Source organism: Streptomyces sp. NBC_00154 (genome assembly GCF_026342835.1).
GTDB lineage: Bacteria > Actinomycetota > Actinomycetes > Streptomycetales > Streptomycetaceae > Streptomyces.
Genome location: NZ_JAPEMI010000001.1, coordinates 5,950,565 through 5,967,705, shown reverse-complemented (window position 1 = coordinate 5,967,705; position 17,141 = coordinate 5,950,565). Strand labels below are relative to the sequence as shown.

The 17,141-nt window shown below is 65.9% G+C and carries 12 protein-coding genes, 2 rRNA genes and 1 riboswitch; of the genes, 1 reads left to right on the top strand and 13 read right to left on the bottom strand.

The features are described from left to right. Positions 1-61: 61 nt before the first annotated feature. Positions 62-2,947: an aminomethyl-transferring glycine dehydrogenase gene (gene gcvP, locus OHA03_RS26735; protein ID WP_267006294.1), complete on the bottom strand. Its 2,886-nt coding sequence runs from the start codon at positions 2,945-2,947 to the stop codon at positions 62-64. Between the two features lie 194 nt (positions 2,948-3,141). Next, positions 3,142-3,239, bottom strand: a riboswitch (glycine riboswitch). A 101-nt stretch (positions 3,240-3,340) separates the two neighbouring features. On the opposite strand from gcvP, the gene OHA03_RS26730 reads away from it, so the two are divergent. Then, positions 3,341-3,721, top strand: coding sequence for a PRC-barrel domain-containing protein (locus tag OHA03_RS26730; RefSeq protein ID WP_267006293.1), 381 nt, complete (start codon positions 3,341-3,343; stop codon positions 3,719-3,721). Here OHA03_RS26730 and OHA03_RS26725 read toward each other — a convergent pair. The 12 genes from OHA03_RS26725 to OHA03_RS26670 form a co-directional block, all read right to left on the bottom strand. Further along, entirely contained in the window at positions 3,646-5,100 is a 1,455-nt protein-coding gene (locus OHA03_RS26725) for a DNA polymerase IV (protein ID WP_267006292.1), read from the bottom strand. The genes OHA03_RS26730 and OHA03_RS26725 overlap by 76 nt on opposite strands. A 57-nt stretch (positions 5,101-5,157) precedes the next feature. Beyond that, positions 5,158-5,775 carry a MerR family transcriptional regulator gene (locus OHA03_RS26720; protein WP_267006291.1) on the bottom strand — a complete coding sequence of 206 codons (618 nt, stop codon included), beginning with the start codon at positions 5,773-5,775 and terminating at the stop codon, positions 5,158-5,160. A 168-nt stretch (positions 5,776-5,943) separates the two neighbouring features. Further along, positions 5,944-6,417, bottom strand: coding sequence for a bifunctional nuclease family protein (locus OHA03_RS26715; RefSeq protein WP_030921587.1), 474 nt, complete (start codon positions 6,415-6,417; stop codon positions 5,944-5,946). Positions 6,418-6,470: 53 nt separating this feature from the next. Beyond that, a complete protein-coding gene (locus OHA03_RS26710; protein WP_267006290.1) occupies positions 6,471-7,214 on the bottom strand; it encodes a MerR family transcriptional regulator in 744 nt (247 codons plus the stop codon). Positions 7,215-7,231: 17 nt separating this feature from the next. Continuing rightward, positions 7,232-8,005: an FHA domain-containing protein gene (locus OHA03_RS26705; protein ID WP_267006289.1), complete on the bottom strand. Its 774-nt coding sequence runs from the start codon at positions 8,003-8,005 to the stop codon at positions 7,232-7,234. 190 nt (positions 8,006-8,195) lie between these two features. Next, a complete protein-coding gene (locus OHA03_RS26700) occupies positions 8,196-8,984 on the bottom strand; it encodes a DUF881 domain-containing protein (RefSeq protein ID WP_267006288.1) in 789 nt (262 codons plus the stop codon). Positions 8,985-8,989: 5 nt separating this feature from the next. Further along, entirely contained in the window at positions 8,990-9,322 is a 333-nt protein-coding gene (locus OHA03_RS26695; protein WP_003970459.1) for a small basic family protein, read from the bottom strand. Further along, on the bottom strand, positions 9,319-10,239 hold the full coding sequence (locus tag OHA03_RS26690; RefSeq protein ID WP_267006287.1) for a DUF881 domain-containing protein: 921 nt from the start codon (positions 10,237-10,239) through the stop codon (positions 9,319-9,321). The genes OHA03_RS26695 and OHA03_RS26690 overlap by 4 nt, the downstream gene beginning before the upstream one ends. Before the next feature lie 98 nt (positions 10,240-10,337). Next, positions 10,338-12,833 carry a mannose-1-phosphate guanyltransferase gene (locus OHA03_RS26685; RefSeq protein WP_267006286.1) on the bottom strand — a complete coding sequence of 832 codons (2,496 nt, stop codon included), beginning with the start codon at positions 12,831-12,833 and terminating at the stop codon, positions 10,338-10,340. 112 nt (positions 12,834-12,945) lie between these two features. Continuing rightward, positions 12,946-13,554 (bottom strand): CDP-alcohol phosphatidyltransferase family protein, encoded by a 609-nt coding sequence (locus OHA03_RS26680; RefSeq protein ID WP_267006285.1) that lies wholly within the window; start codon positions 13,552-13,554, stop codon positions 12,946-12,948. Between the two features lie 143 nt (positions 13,555-13,697). After that, positions 13,698-13,814, bottom strand: a 5S ribosomal RNA gene (rrf, locus tag OHA03_RS26675). 79 nt (positions 13,815-13,893) lie between these two features. After that, positions 13,894-17,016: ribosomal RNA gene (locus OHA03_RS26670) — 23S ribosomal RNA — on the bottom strand. Positions 17,017-17,141: the final 125 nt, after the last annotated feature.

The following is a 17,141-nucleotide window of genomic DNA, read 5'->3' as shown; positions in this document are numbered from 1 at the left end:
GGCCCGGAGAAGATCTCCGCACCGGCCCCGACGCATGTCCGCGTCACACCCGACGGGTGGGTCAGTTGTCGTACTCGTCCAGCGGCGGGCAGGAGCAGACGAGGTTACGGTCACCGAACGCACCGTCGATCCGGCGCACCGGCGGCCAGTACTTGTCGGCGGCCGAGACTCCGGCCGGGAAGACGGCCTCCTCGCGGCTGTAGCCGTGCTTCCACTCCCCGCCGACCATGGCGGCCGTGTGCGGGGCGTTGGTGAGCGGGTTGTCGTCCGCGCTCCACTCGCCGGAGGCGACCTTCTCGACCTCGTGGCGAATGGCGATCATCGTGTCGCAGAACCGGTCGAGCTCGGCGAGGTCCTCGCTCTCGGTCGGCTCGATCATCAGCGTCCCGGCCACCGGGAACGACATGGTCGGCGCGTGGAACCCGTAGTCGACCAGGCGCTTGGCGATGTCGTCGACGCTGACACCCGTCTCCTTGGAGATCGGCCGCAGATCCACGATGCACTCGTGCGCGACCAGTCCGGCCGGGCCGGTGTACAGGATCGGGTAGTGCGGTTCGAGGCGCTTGGCGATGTAGTTGGCGGCGAGTACGGCGACCTGCGTCGCACGCTTGAGGCCCTCCCCGCCCATCAGGCGTACGTACGCCCACGAGATCGGCAGAATGCCGGCCGAGCCCCACGGAGCGGCCGAGATCGGTCCGACACCGGTCTCGGGACCCGCGGCGGGCTGCAGCGGGTGGTTCGGCAGGTACGGCGCGAGGTGCGCGCGGACGCCGACCGGGCCGACACCCGGGCCGCCGCCGCCGTGCGGGATGCAGAAGGTCTTGTGCAGGTTCAGGTGCGAGACGTCGCCGCCGAACCGGCCCGGCTTGGCGAGGCCGACGAGCGCGTTGAGGTTGGCGCCGTCGACGTACACCTGACCGCCCGCGTCGTGCACCTCGGCGCAGATGTCGGCGACGTGCTCCTCGAACACACCGTGCGTCGACGGGTAGGTGATCATGAGCACGGCCAGCTCGTCACGGTACTGATCGATCTTGGCGCGGAGGTCCGCGACGTCGATCTCCCCGTCGTCGGCGGTCTTCACCACGACGACCTTCATGCCCGCCATCACGGCGCTCGCGGCGTTGGTGCCGTGCGCGGAGGACGGGATGAGGCAGACGGTCCGCTGGTCGTCGCCGTTGGCCCGGTGATATGCGCGCACGGCCAGCAGACCCGCGAACTCGCCCTGCGAGCCGGCGTTCGGCTGAAGGGAGACCGCGTCGTATCCGGTGACCTCGGCGAGACGCTCCTCCAGCTCGCGGATGAGCGTGAGGAAGCCCTCCGCCTGCTCGGCCGGCGCGAACGGATGGAGCGCACCGAACTCGGGCCAGGTGATCGACTCCATCTCGGCGGTCGCGTTCAGCTTCATGGTGCAGGAGCCGAGCGGAATCATGCCGCGGTCCAGCGCGTAGTCGCGGTCGGCGAGCTTGCGCAGGTAGCGGAGCATCGCGGTCTCGGAGCGGTGCTGGTGGAAGACCGGGTGGGTGAGGAAGTCGTCGGTGCGCAGCAGGGACTCGGGCAGCGCGTCGACGGCCACGCCGTCCAGCGCCTCGATGTCGCCGTCGGTGCCGAAGGCGGCCCACACGGCGGCGATCTGGCTGCGGGTGGTGGTCTCGTCGCAGGCGAGGGAGACCAGGTCGGAGTCGACGAACCGCAGGTTGACGCCGCGCGCACGGGCGTCGGCGACGACCTCGGCGGCCCTGCCCGGGACGCGCACGGTGAGCGTGTCGAAGTAGGAGTCGGTCTCGACATCGATGGAGGCAGCCCGCAGGCCCTCGGCCAGGATCGCGGCGTAGCGGTGCGTGCGCCGCGCGATCGTCCGCAGTCCGTCGGGGCCGTGGTAGACGGCGTACATCCCGGCCATGACGGCGAGCAGTACCTGAGCGGTACAGATGTTGCTGGTGGCCTTCTCGCGGCGGATGTGCTGCTCACGGGTCTGCAGGGCGAGGCGGTACGCCTTGTTGCCGTCCGCGTCCACGGAGACGCCGACGAGGCGGCCGGGCAGGCTGCGGGCGAACTTCTCGCGCACGGCCATGAAGCCCGCGTGCGGTCCGCCGAAGCCCATCGGCACACCGAAGCGCTGCGTGGTGCCGACGGCGATGTCCGCGCCGAGGTCGCCGGGCGAGGTGAGGAGGGTCAGGGCCAGCAGGTCGGCGGCGACGGTGACGACCGCGCCGAGCTCATGGGCCTGCTCGATGACGGGCTTGATGTCCCGGACGGCGCCGGAGGCTCCCGGGTACTGCAGCAGCACGCCGAAGACACCGCGCTCGGCGATGTCGGCGGGGATGCCCTCGCTGAGGTCGGCGACGACCACCTCGACACCGGTCGGCTCGGCGCGGGTCTCTATCACGGCGATGGTCTGCGGCAGGGTGTCTGCGTCGACCAGGAAGACGCCGTTCTTGACCTTGCCGACGCGCCGTGCGAGCGCCATGGCCTCGGCGGCCGCAGTGCCCTCGTCGAGCAGCGAGGCGCCCGAGGTGGGCAGCCCGGTCAGCTCGGCGACCATCGTCTGGAAGTTGAGGAGGGCCTCGAGCCGGCCCTGCGAGATCTCCGGCTGGTACGGCGTGTAGGCCGTGTACCAGGCGGGGTTCTCCATGACGTTGCGAAGGATCACCGGCGGGGTGAAGGTGCCGTAGTAGCCGAGCCCGATCATCGGGGCGAGGACCTGGTTGCGGTCGGCCAGGGAGCGCAGCTCGGCCAGGACCTCGGCCTCGGTGCGGGCCGTCGGCAGCTGCAGCGCCTCCGCGCTCTTGATCACATCGGGCACTGCGGCCGCGGTCAGGTCGTCGAGCGAGCCGTAACCGACCTGGGCGAGCATCTTCGCCTGCGCCTCGGCATCGGGTCCGATGTGGCGCTGTTCGAAGGGGATGCCCTGCTCCAGCTGGGAGAGCGGAGTGCGACGGGGGGTCATGGTGGAGGCCTCCTGGTCTGTCACGACCTGCGAGGGGCACCGCGGCGCGGGTGCCCGGACGGCCTCCCCCTCTGTCATCTCAACCTGAGAGCTTCACCGGTCCGCCCTGCGGCGTACCGACTTTCACCGTCGGTGAGGAAGGGATCCGTCCCGGCGTCAGCCGCCACGAAACCCGCCCTGCTTTCCAGAGTGACCTCGTCCGTGCGGTACGGGGGCCTGAGAGATTCCGGGGAGGATTTGCTCCTTCGGCGCCTGCCGGATTTGCTCCGGAGGACTCTCCCGCACGGGGTCAGCAGCCATAGCCAGCGTACCAGCGGGGTTCGCCTCGGAAGTCTCGAGTGGCCGAAGCCCCGGATCTGCACTTTCGTAGTGCCTGTGGAGTAGCCGCGACCAATGGGAGGGACCGTGCAGACCGACATCGATCCGCGGAGCCTGATCGGCCGCAAGGCGTTCGACCGCAAGGGCACCAAGATAGGCACCATCGACGAGGTGTATCTCGACGACGCGACCGGTGTCCCCGAGTGGGCCGCCGTACGTACCGGACTGTTCAGCAGGGACGCCTTCGTCCCGTTGGAGCCCAGCGAATTCGTCGGCGATTCGCTCCGAATCCCCTTCGACCGCGCGCTGATCAAGGACGCACCCGACTTCGGCGTGGGCCGCCATCTCTCGCCGGAACAGGAGCTTCAGCTCTACCGCCACTACGGTCTGGACTCGCCTCCCGAGGAGCCGGGACCGGACCGCGACTTCGGCAGGCTGGCCGGCCAGGACGAGTAGTCCACGGGGTCGCGCACCAGTGGCAGCGGGTCCGCGGGCCGCAGATTCGGATCGTCGATACGGAACGTGCGCACCCGGCCGGGCGGCGACTCGGGTTCCTCGAACCGCACCGTCACCCGGCCCACCCCGCTGCCCTGCACCCACCCGTGGCCATAGGTGTCATGGCGTACGTCGTGCCCGGCGGGCCACCGCCGGGCCGCGAGCTGCTCGGGGGTCTCCTGCTCCGGTGCACCGGCCGCCGACTCGTCCCCGTGCTCGCCTGGGCCCAGGTCCTCGGCGGCCGGGTCGTCGGGTGCGGCCCGCTCACCGGCCGCCTGCGCGAAAAGATCTTCCTGGGTGTAGTCGGCGAGCCCCGTGACGCCCACTCCGAGGAGCCGTACGCCTCCGGTGGTGTCCACGGCCTCCAGGAGCCGCGCAGCCGCCTCTCTGACGACCGCGGGGTCGTCCGTGGGCCCCCGTAGCGTCTCGGACCGCGTGAGCGTCGAGAAGTCGTACCTGCGGACCTTCAGCACCACGGTCCGTCCCGACCGCTCCGCGGCCCGCAGCCGTTGAACACATCGGTCGGCCAGCCGGTCGACCTCCGTCCTGACCCGGATCCGGTCGTGCAGGTCCATGTCGAAGGTGTCCTCGACCGAGACCGACTTCGCGTCGCGCTCCGCGACGACGGGGCGGTTGTCGTACCCGAGGGCCATGCGGTGCAGTGAGACGCCGTGGGCCTTGCCGAGCAGCCGCACGAGCTCCGCCTCACCCGCCTCGGCCAGGTCGTCGACCGTGGTCATCCCGGCGCGTCGCAGGTGGTCCCCGGTGGCCGGTCCGACGCCGGGCAGGATCCGCACGGACATGGGCGCGAGCAGCTCGCGCTCGGTACCCGGCTCGATGAGCAGCAGCCCGTTCGGCTTGGCCTCCTCCGAGGCGATCTTGGCCAGCATCTTCGAGCCCGCCAGGCCCACCGAGCCGGTGAGGCCGGTGACGGCTCTGATGGCGTCACGCAACTGTTCACCGACGGCCCGCGCCGAGGCCGAGTCGTCGGCCACGCCGCCGGCCTCCAGATCGACAAAGGCCTCGTCCAGGCTGAGCGGCTCCACCAGGGGTGAGAGCCGCCCGAGCAGCTCCATCACCTGGTCGCTCACCGTCCGGTACAGCAGGAAGCGTGGCACCAGGTAGGCGGCGTTGGGTGCCAGGCGCCGGGCCTGGGCCGTCGGCATCGCCGAGTGCACCCCGAACCGCCGGGCCTCGTACGACGCGGTGGCGACGACCCCGCGCGGCCCCAGCCCGCCCACCACGACCGGCTTGCCGCGCAGACTGGGCTTCGCCGCCTGCTCCGCAGAGGCGTAGAAGGCATCCATGTCGAGATGGAGGATGGTGGGCGCGGCTCTCACATCAGTCGATGCTGCCCTACAGCACTGACAATCGCCGCACCCCGGATCGGCACGCGGTCAGACAGCGCGGTTGCGCCGCCGGGCAAGCTCGTCGGTGGGGTTGTTGCCGACCAACGTCTCACCCGTGTCCACCCGCTCGCCGTGCAGCTGCGACAGTGCGGCGTCGACGTCCCGCCACACCACGCCGACGGCGATACCGAAGACCCCCTGGCCCCCCTGGAGCAGATCCACGACCTCGTCGGGCGAAGAGCACTCGTAGACCGTCGCGCCGTCGCTCATGAGTGTCATCCGCTCCAAATCCTGGAACCCCCGGGCGCGCAGATGCTGGACCGTGGTGCGGATGTTCTGCAGCGCCACACCGGTGTCCAGGAAGCGCTTCACGATCTTCAGCAGGACGACGTCCCTGAAGCTGTAGAGGCGCTGTGTGCCCGATCCGTAGGCGGGGCGCACGCTCGGCTCTACAAGCCCCGTGCGAGCCCAGTAGTCGAGCTGCCGATAGGTGATCCCTGCCGCCGCGCACGCCGTCGGCCCGCGATATCCGATGTCCTCGGTCGAAGCCGCGCCGTCCCCTGCCATCGCCGCCGGTTGAACCGGTTGCCTGATGGGGTGGCCGGCTGTACTTCCGTGCTGCAGATACGGCCCACCCGCTGCCGTACCGTCGCCGCTGTTTCTCACGCCGACCTCCGTCCTTGACCTGCCATCTCGAAGGTAGGCAGTCACTCGGGGTGCGTCAACGATCGCCACACTCGGCACGCCGGGTGATAATCACCCTGAGGGTGGTTTCCCGTGTCCCATTCCCGGGAATGGCTTGCCGGATGTGCTGACGACACCTCCGCAGGACGGTCACTGGCTGTTGGTACCGAAGTCCTCCGGTGAGATCTGGTCGAGGAACTCCCGGAACTTCTCGACCTCGTCCTCCTGCTCGTCCGGGATGGCGATACCCGCGTCGTCGAGCACCCCGTCACTGCCGTAGATCGGCGTGCCGGTGCGCAGCGCGAGCGCTATGGCGTCGGACGGACGCGCGCTCACCTCGACCCCGCCGGCGAAGACCAGCTCCGCGTAGAAGACCCCTTCCCGGAGGTCCGTGATGCGGACCTCGGTGAGCTCCTGGCCGAGGGCCTCGAGCACATCCTTGAAGAGATCATGGGTCAGCGGCCTGGCCGGAGCCATGCCCTGCTGGGCGAAGGCGATCGCGGTCGCCTCACCAGGACCGATCCAAATGGGGAGGTACCGGTCGCCTCCCACTTCACGCAGGAGCACGATCGGTTGGTTGGAGGGCATTTCCACCCGGACACCCACAACGTCGAGCTCGTTCACACAGCAACCCTAGGACGTGCTCGGCAGGTTTGGGTAGTCGGGCTCCCCCGTGATCAGTGGAGCCGGATCCCCAGAGCGGTCTGCACGAAGGCCGAATGGAGCCGTACGGACAGTTCCGCGAGCTCCTTCGCCGTGGCCTCCGCATGCGCTCTGGTCTGCGGATTCCGGTGCCGGCGCAGGGGAGCGACCACCTGCTCGATCAGCCCGGCCTCACGCTCCGCGGCCCCTCGCATGGTCCGCAGATGACGCGGTTCGAGACCGAATCGACCCAGATCCGCCACAAGTTTGGCCACGGTCACCGTCTCGGCGTCGTAGCCGCCTTCCGCCGTCGGAGCGACAAGGCCGTACGACTCCCACTCCTCCAGCTCGCTCTCGGTGACCTCGGCGGCGGCCAGCAGCTCCGCGCGCCCGATCCGCGCCGCGGTCGCCCGCCCGGACTCGGCGTCCCAGGAACCGTCGGTCAGGTCCCGCTGCCCGCCCGCAGACGGCAGGGAGGCCTGCTCACCGCGGGCCAGGGCGTCCAGGTGCTCCCGGATGACCTTCAGCGGGAGGTAGTGGTCCCGCTGCATCCGCAGCACCTGTGCCAGCCGTTCGACGTCGTCGGGCCGGAACTTCCGGTATCCGGAAGGCGTCCGCTGCGGCTCGACGAGCCCCTCGGCCTCCAGAAAGCGAATCTTGGAGATGGTGACTTCGGGAAATTCGTCCCGCAGCTGCAGGAGCACCGCGCCGATACTCATCGCACGGTCGTCGGCGGTGGCGGTGCCGTGACCGGCACCGCCCGTCGGTGTTCTCAGCATGGACCTTCCCTGACGGGTCAGATGCCCCGCTGGCTTGCGTAGAAGACCAGCCGGTACTTCCCGATCTGCACCTCGTCGCCGTTGGACAGCGCGACGGAGTCGATGCGCTCACGATTGACGTACGTGCCATTGAGACTGCCGACGTCCTCGACCGTGAAGCTGCCGTCGGGGCTCCGGCGGAACTCCACATGACGGCGCGAGACCGTCACGTCGTCGAGGAAGATGTCGCTCTGCGGGTGACGGCCGGCCGTGGTCAGCTCGCTGTCCAGCAGGAAGCGGCTGCCGGAGTTCGGCCCGCGGCGCACCACCAGGAGCGCCGAGCCGAGCGGCAGGGCGTCGACGGCGGCCTGTGCCTCGGGAGAGAGGGACGGCACGGACGTCTGGCCCGTAGCCTCCGCCTCGTACGCCTCGAGACCGGAGATGGAAATGGTCGAGGTCGTCTCCGAGGGGCGCTCGGACGGAGCACCACCCCGCAGCGGCGCACCACAGTTGGAGCAGAAACGACTGGCCTCGGCGTTGCGATGACCGCACCTCGTACAGACCGGCATGGACGCAGACCCTCCACCCGTACTTGAGGTCGATGGATCCCCGAAACCTATGCGGCCCGCACCGGCAGGGTCAACAGACGACGCGCCGGAACCACCCGAAATGTCACCGCCCGCACCCGCCACCTCGTCGCGGAAGAGCGGGCGCTCCGTACCCTGCTCCTCGGCCTGGCCATGGCGCGGTGCGCGATGGCGGGCAGCTTCATCGCGTGCGCTCTTGCCGAACAACTTCCCAAACAACTTCACGGGCGATTCCCCTTGACCGAAATAGACCCGCCCGTGGGGCAGGACGAACCCTGAATGAACACACCTGCCGACCCGGACATCTTCACAACGTCCGTAGCCACTCGACAGTTTCCACCACGCGTCACCATTACGATGCGGCGACCCCCCGCAACCTCGCGCCTGTGTCCTTCGACCCCCGTACCCGGCGGCCTCACTGGGAGGACGACCGAGCGTAGTCAGGCCGCTTCGCCGGTCGCAAGGCATCCACGACGATGTCGTCAGCCTGTGCCACATGCACGGTGGCCTGCTCCTTTTCCAGCGTCTGCACGACGCCGCCGGGGATGTTCAGCGCCGGCTCCAGGTCCTGCGGCTTGCCGATGACCTTGAAGACGTACGGCGCGGAGATGCGCCGGTCGTCGACCTTGATGTCACCGCCGTCACCGGAGAAGTACGTATTGGCGACCACCCTCACCCCGTTGACCTCGATCGCCTCGGCACCGGCCGCACGCAGCTCCTGGAGTGCGTCGAGCAGCATGTCCGGCTCCACCGCGCCGCCTGGATCGTTGATCGTCAGCGTGATCCCGGGCCCGTGTGCCGCCACGGTGCCCGCGAGGATACCGAGTTGCCGCTCCTTTTCCACTGTCTGCTTACGCGCTTCCTCGGCCTGGTCCGAGCTGTTCTCGAGCTCCGTTCGCTGATCGTCCAGACGCTGCTTCTCGTCTTCAAGACGCTGCGTACGGTCGTCGAGTTCATCGAGAATGCGAACCAGGTCCTCCTGGCGCGCGCCGCGCAGTGCGCTGTTGTCGCTGTTCGACCGCACCTGGATCGCCAGCCCCAGGCCGAGGACGAACAGCAGCAGCGCCACGATGAGTTGAGCCCGGGTCACCCGGGGCGGCCACACGGCGGCGATCAGCCGTCGGCGCCCGGTGAGCTCCTCGGGGCCGCCGGCCGGCGGCTCGCCGGTGCGCTCGGTGTCTCGGGGAAATTCTTCGTCGCTCATCGGCTTCAGGCCCGGAAGACGTGGCGACGGATCGCCGCGGCGTTGGAGAAGATCCGGATGCCGAGCACGACCACCACACCGGTGGAGAGCTGGGCCCCCACACCCAGCTTGTCGCCCAGGAACACGATCAGGGCGGCCACGACGACGTTCGAGAGGAACGACACCACAAAGACCTTGTCGACGAAGATGCCGTCGAGCATGGCCCGCAGACCGCCGAAGACCGCGTCCAGCGCAGCCACGACAGCGATCGGAAGATAGGGCTCGACCACCGCCGGCACCTCGGGCCGGACCAACAGTCCGACCACGACTCCCACGACGAGGCCCAGTACGGCGATCACGATGTGCCCTTCCCTGTGTCTGCCGCACCACTGCCGGTGTCTGCGGCCTTCGGCTCTGCTGTTCGTACGATCAGGCTCGGAGCGGCCGGGAGGCGCACCTGCTCCTGGACGGAGATGCTGGTCCTGATGGAGAACGTGTCCTTCAGCGCCTGCAGATACTGGCCGTCGGCACTGTCCTGGAACGCGGTACTGAGCCGCTTCCCGTCCCCCACCGCAAGCACCGTGTACGGCGGCACGAGCGGTCTGTTGTCGACCAGTATGGCGTCGCCCGCGGCACGGATGGCCGACAGGGCTGTCAGCCGCTGGCCGTTGATGGCGATCGCTTCCGCCCCGGACTGCCACAGGCCGTTGACGACCCGCTGCAGGTCCCGGTCGCGCACCCGCCCCGTATCGGCGAAACCGCTGGTCTCGCGCGGTCCGCCACCGCCCTGATCGGTGTCCTTCGCGTCGTCGACGACGAGCTTCACACCGGGCCCCTGCACCGCGGTCGCCCCGGAGAGCAGCGCCACCAACTCGCCCTGGTCCCCTCCATGCTTTTCCAACGCTTTACGTTGACGCTCGCTCACGTCGCCACGCAACTTGTCCACCTGGGACTCGAGACTGTCGGCCGCCGATGTCTCGGCATCGATACGGTCGATGAGCTCCTCGCGCTCCTTGGCAAGGACGGGCGCCGAGACGCGTGCCTCCGCGGCGCCGAGCGTGACCACCAGAGCAGCCAGCACAAGACCCGCCGCAAGGGCCAGCTTCGCCTTCAGCGTGCGGGGCATGCCCGCGCTCCCGTCGGCCTTGCGGCGCGCGGTGGCCTCGGCGTAACCGTCGTCCAGGCTGTGGTCCATCACATTGGTCAGCAGCGACATGGACGCGTCGGGGCGCGCGGAGGGTGAGGCCGTACTCCGATCGGGGGGCTGCTGCGACATGCCGCACATCGTCGCACGCCGCAGCAGCTACCGCCGAATGGCCCCACCGATGCGTCGGGAGGCGCGGCACAGCACCTCCCGACGCACTCAGGAAAACGTCAGTGACCTGCGCTGTCCACGACCGTTGACCATTCGTCGAGCAGCGCCTGCGCCGATGCGTCGTCGGGGCCCTCCGCCCACAAATGGGTGACAGCCTCGGCCGGGTCCGGAAGCACCATCACCCAACGACCGTCCGCCTCCACGACCCGCACACCGTCGGTGGTGTCGACGTCCCGGTTGCCGGCGGCCTCCACCACACGACGCATGACCAGCCCCTTGACGGCCCACGGCGTGGCCAGATCGCGGCGCAGGACATGCGCACGGGGGATGCGGGCGTCGATCTGGCTGAGCGTGAGCTGCGTCCTCGCGACGAGCCCGATGAGCCGTACGAAGGCGGCCGAGCCGTCGAAGACGCTGCTGAATTCGGGAACGATGAAGCCACCGCGCCCGTCTCCACCGAAGATGGTGCCTTCCTGCCGCCCCACGCGCGTCAGATCGTCGGGCGACGTCGTCGTCCACTCCACCTGTGTGCCGTGGTACGCCGCCACCTGTTCGGCGACTCGTGTCGTCGTCACCGGCAGGGCCACGCGTCCGCTGCGCCGCTCGGCGGCCACCAGGTCGAGCAGCACCAGCAGTGCCCGGTCGTCCTCCACGATCCGGCCGCGCTCGTCGACCAGGGAGAGCCGCTCGCCGACCGGGTCGAAACGCACGCCGAACGCCGCCCGCGCCGAGGAGACGATCTCCCCGAGCCGCACCAGCCCGGACCTCCGGGTGTCGGCGGACTCGGTGGGCCGTGATTCGTCGAGACCGGGGTTGATCGTCAGCGCGTCCACGCCAAGCCGCCCGAGCAGACTGGGCAGCACGAGCCCGGCACTGCCGTTGGATGCGTCCACGACAACCTTGAGCCCTGCGGCGGCGATCCCGGTGGTGTCCACATTGCGCAGCAGCGATCCGGTGTAGGAGTCGAAGACGCTGGACGGGAAGTGCAGATCGCCGATCTCGCCCGGGAAGGCCCGCCGGTACTCCTGACGTGCGTAGACCCGGTCCAGCTTCCGCTGGCGCGCCTGGGACAGGTCTGCTCCCCGCTCGTCGAAGAACATGATGTCCACCGAGTCGGGCACTCCGGGCGAGGTACGGATCATGATCCCACCGGCGCTGCCCCGGGCGGTCTGCTGACGCGCGACCGGCAGCGGCACGTTCTCCAGGTCCCGTACGTCGATGGCACTGGCCTGCAACGCCGAGATGACCGCTCGCTTCAGCGCACGGGCGCCACGGGAGTGGTCGCGGGCGGTGGTGACGGTCGAACCCTTCTTGAGGGTGGTGGCGTACGCACCGGCCAGCCGCACAGCGAGTTCCGGTGTGATCTCCACGTTCAGGATTCCCGAGACACCGCGGGCACCGAAGAGATGAGCCTGCCCGCGCGACTCCCAGATCACCGATGTATTGACAAAGGCGCCGGCCTCGATGGTCTTGAAGGGGTAGACCCGGACATTGCCCTGAATGATCGATTCCTCACCGACCAGGCACTCGTCCCCGATGACCGCACCGTCCTCGATGCGGGCCGCCCGCATGATGTCGGTGTTCTTGCCGACCACACATCCGCGCAGATTGCAGTGCTGACCGATGTATACGTTGTCGTGAATCACTGCCCGGTGCAGGAACGCACCCGTCTTGACGACGACGTTCGAACCGACGACCGTGTGCTCACGAAGCTCGGCCCCGGCCTCGATCTTTGCGTAGTCCCCGATGTACACGGGCCCCCGCAGCACCGCGTCGGGATGCACCTCGGCGCCTTCCGCGACCCATACCCCGGGCGAGATCTCGAAGCCGTCGATCTCGACGTCGACCTTGCGCTCAAGGACATCGGCCTGGGCCTTCACATAGCTCTCGTGCGTGCCCACGTCCTCCCAGTAGCCCTCGGCGACATAGCCGTAGATCGGCTTGCCTTCCTTCATGAGCTGAGGGAAGACATCACCGGACCAGTCCACCGAGACATCGGCCTCGACATAGTCGAATACCTCGGGCTCCATCACGTAGATGCCCGTGTTGACCGTGTCCGAGAAGACCTGACCCCAGGTGGGCTTCTCCAGGAAACGCTCGACCTGGCCACCCTCGTCGACAATCGTGATTCCGAATTCCAGCGGATTCGGAACCCGGGTCAGACACACCGTGACGAGCCCGCCCTTTTCCTTGTGGAAGGCGATGAGATCGGTGAGGTCGAAGTCGGTGAGAGCATCACCGGAAATGACGAGGAAGGTGTCGTCCTTCAACGCCTCTTCGGCGTTCTTCACGCTCCCCGCGGTACCGAGAGGTTTCTCCTCGTTGGCATAAGTGAGCTCCATCCCGAGCTCTTCGCCGTCTCCGAAGTAGTTCTTGACGAGAGAGGCGAGAAACTGGACGGTCACGACGGTCTCATTGAGCCCATGCCGCTTGAGCAGCCGCAGCACATGCTCCATGATCGGCCGATTGGCGACAGGCAGGAGAGGCTTGGGCATGCTCGAGGTCATGGGGCGAAGGCGGGTGCCTTCACCACCAGCCATCACAACGGCCTTCATGTCGGAAACGTCCTCCTTGAAGAGACGACGGTCTAGCCGACTTCACCCGTCAGGGCAACACCTGAGACTTCACCGCGGACCGGCCACACTGCGCGGCACCGCATCAACGAGCTCAATCGGCTTCTGCATCCGCCTTGACGAGCCGGCGGACCTGAACCACGTAGAGGATTCCTGCCCACCAATAGAGCGTTGTACCCCATCCGGCGAACGCCCATCCGAAAATGGCGGCCAGCGATCCAAGCCAACCACTTGCGTCACTGAGCAGCAACAAGGGGAAGGCGTACATCAGGTTGAACGTAGCCGCCTTCCCCAGGAAGTTCACCTGGGGCGGCGGATAGCCGTGGCGCCGGAGGATTCCTACCATGACGAGAAGCATCAGCTCGCGTGCCAGGAGCGCCGCGGTGAGCCAGAGCGGAAGGATCTCACGCCAAGTCAGTCCGACAAGGGTCGAAAGGATGTACAGCCGGTCGGCAGCCGGATCCAGGAGGCGCCCGAGGCTACTGATCTGGTTCCACCGGCGGGCGAGCTTACCGTCGAGGTAGTCACTGATCCCGCTGAACATCAGAACCAGCAGCGCCCAGCCATCGCTCTTGGGTCCGCCGAACTCGGGGCGAAGAATCAGCCACAGGAAGAGCGGTACCCCGACAAGGCGAGCCATGCTGAGGATGTTGGGGATGGTGAGGACCCGGTCCGTCTGAACCCGAGTCTCCTGGACCTCCACCCGGGGGCCTCCTGTGAAAGAACGTGCCAATGATGCCCCTGACCCTACCCGCAGCCACTGCCGGCAGATGCACGGGGGTAGCGGCCGGCCCGTAAACGCAGAAAAGCCCCGCACCAGAGGTGCGGGGCTTTCCCGGAATAATTGTTCGGCGGCGTCCTACTCTCCCACAGGGTCCCCCCTGCAGTACCATCGGCGCTGAAAGGCTTAGCTTCCGGGTTCGGAATGTAACCGGGCGTTTCCCTAACGCAATGACCACCGAAACACTATGAAATTAACCAACACCGGGCAACAACACGGCCGTTCGTTATTTCAGAACTAACACAGTGGACGCGAGCAACTGAGGACAAGCCCTCGGCCTATTAGTACCAGTCAGCTCCACCCGTTGCCGGGCTTCCACATCTGGCCTATCAACCCAGTCGTCTACTGGGAGCCTTAACCCCTCGAAGGGGGTGGGAATACTCATCTCGAAGCAGGCTTCCCGCTTAGATGCTTTCAGCGGTTATCCTTTCCGAACGTAGCCAACCAGCCATGCCCTTGGCAGGACAACTGGCACACCAGAGGTTCGTCCGTCCCGGTCCTCTCGTACTAGGGACAGCCCTTCTCAATATTCCTACGCGCGCAGCGGATAGGGACCGAACTGTCTCACGACGTTCTAAACCCAGCTCGCGTACCGCTTTAATGGGCGAACAGCCCAACCCTTGGGACCGACTCCAGCCCCAGGATGCGACGAGCCGACATCGAGGTGCCAAACCATCCCGTCGATATGGACTCTTGGGGAAGATCAGCCTGTTATCCCCGGGGTACCTTTTATCCGTTGAGCGACAGCGCTTCCACAAGCCACTGCCGGATCACTAGTCCCGACTTTCGTCCCTGCTCGACCCGTCGGTCTCACAGTCAAGCTCCCTTGTGCACTTACACTCAACACCTGATTGCCAACCAGGCTGAGGGAACCTTTGGGCGCCTCCGTTACTCTTTAGGAGGCAACCGCCCCAGTTAAACTACCCATCAGACACTGTCCCTGATCCGGATCACGGACCCAGGTTAGACATCCAGCACGACCAGAGTGGTATTTCAACGGCGACTCCACAACCACTGGCGTGGCTGCTTCAAAGTCTCCCACCTATCCTACACAAGCCGAACCGAACACCAATATCAAACTGTAGTAAAGGTCCCGGGGTCTTTCCGTCCTGCTGCGCGAAACGAGCATCTTTACTCGTAGTGCAATTTCACCGGGCCTATGGTTGAGACAGTCGAGAAGTCGTTACGCCATTCGTGCAGGTCGGAACTTACCCGACAAGGAATTTCGCTACCTTAGGATGGTTATAGTTACCACCGCCGTTTACTGGCGCTTAAGTTCTCAGCTTCGCCGACCCGAAAGTCAGCTAACCGGTCCCCTTAACGTTCCAGCACCGGGCAGGCGTCAGTCCGTATACATCGCCTTACGGCTTCGCACGGACCTGTGTTTTTAGTAAACAGTCGCTTCTCGCTGGTCTCTGCGGCCACCCCCAGCTCATGGAGTAAATCCAATCACCAGTGATGGCCCCCTTCTCCCGAAGTTACGGGGGCATTTTGCCGAGTTCCTTAACCATAGTTCACCCGAACGCCTCGGTATTCTCTACCTGACCACCTGAGTCGGTTTAGGGTACGGGCCGCCATGAAACTCGCTAGAGGCTTTTCTCGACAGCATAGGATCATCCACTTCACCACAATCGGCTCGGCATCAGGTCTCAGACTTAATGTGTGACGGATTTGCCTATCACACGCCCTACACCCTTACCCCGGGACTACCACCGCCCGGGCTGGACTACCTTCCTGCGTCACCCCATCGCTTACCTACTACAAGTCTGGTTCGTCGGCTCCACCACTACCCTCAACTCCGAAGAGATCGGGCCGGCTTCACGGACTTAGCATCGCCTGATTCAGTACTGGGCGTTTCAAAGCGGGTACCGGAATATCAACCGGTTGTCCATCGACTACGCCTGTCGGCCTCGCCTTAGGTCCCGACTTACCCTGGGCAGATCAGCTTGACCCAGGAACCCTTAGTCAATCGGCGCACACGTTTCTCACGTGTGTATCGCTACTCATGCCTGCATTCTCACTCGTGAACCGTCCACAACTCGCTTCCGCGGCTGCTTCACCCGGCACACGACGCTCCCCTACCCATCCCAGCAGGCGTTGGCCCTATATGCTGGAATGACACGACTTCGGCGGTACGCTTGAGCCCCGCTACATTGTCGGCGCGGAATCACTTGACCAGTGAGCTATTACGCACTCTTTCAAGGGTGGCTGCTTCTAAGCCAACCTCCTGGTTGTCTCTGCGACTCCACATCCTTTCCCACTTAGCGTACGCTTAGGGGCCTTAGTCGATGCTCTGGGCTGTTTCCCTCTCGACCATGGAGCTTATCCCCCACAGTCTCACTGCCGTGCTCTCACTTACCGGCATTCGGAGTTTGGCTAAGGTCAGTAACCCGGTAGGGCCCATCGCCTATCCAGTGCTCTACCTCCGGCAAGAAACACACGACGCTGCACCTAAATGCATTTCGGGGAGAACCAGCTATCACGGAGTTTGATTGGCCTTTCACCCCTAACCACAGGTCATCCCCCAGGTTTTCAACCCTGGTGGGTTCGGTCCTCCACGAAGTCTTACCTCCGCTTCAACCTGCCCATGGCTAGATCACTCCGCTTCGGGTCTTGAGCATGCTACTAAAACGCCCTATTCGGACTCGCTTTCGCTACGGCTTCCCCACACGGGTTAACCTCGCAACACACCGCAAACTCGCAGGCTCATTCTTCAAAAGGCACGCAGTCACGACATGCAAGCAAGCTTGCATGCGACGCTCCCACGGCTTGTAGGCACACGGTTTCAGGTACTATTTCACTCCGCTCCCGCGGTACTTTTCACCATTCCCTCACGGTACTATCCGCTATCGGTCACCAGGGAATATTTAGGCTTAGCGGGTGGTCCCGCCAGATTCACACGGGATTTCTCGGGCCCCGTGCTACTTGGGTGTCTCTTAAACGAGCCGTTAATGTTTCAGCTACGGGGGTCTTACCCTCTACGCCGGACCTTTCGCATGTCCTTCGCCTACATCAACGGTTTCTGACTCGCCTCACAGCCGGCAGACTGTGAAAAAGAGATCCCACAACCCCGCATGCGCAACCCCTGCCGGGTATCACACGCATACGGTTTGGCCTCATCCAGTTTCGCTCGCCACTACTCCCGGAATCACGGTTGTTTTCTCTTCCTGAGGGTACTGAGATGTTTCACTTCCCCTCGTTCCCTCCACACTGCCTATGTGTTCAGCAGCGGGTGACAGCCCATGACGACTGCCGGGTTTCCCCATTCGGACACCCCCGGATCAAAGCTCGGTTGACAGCTCCCCGGGGCCTATCGTGGCCTCCCACGTCCTTCATCGGTTCCTGGTGCCAAGGCATCCACCGTGCGCCCTTAAAAACTTGGCCACAGATGCTCGCGTCCACTGTGCAGTTCTCAAACAACGACCAGCCACCCATCACCCCACCCCTAAGGGCGAGTTCACTGGGGCCGGCAACTGAAGGCAACCTTGCGGCCATACCCTCAGACACCC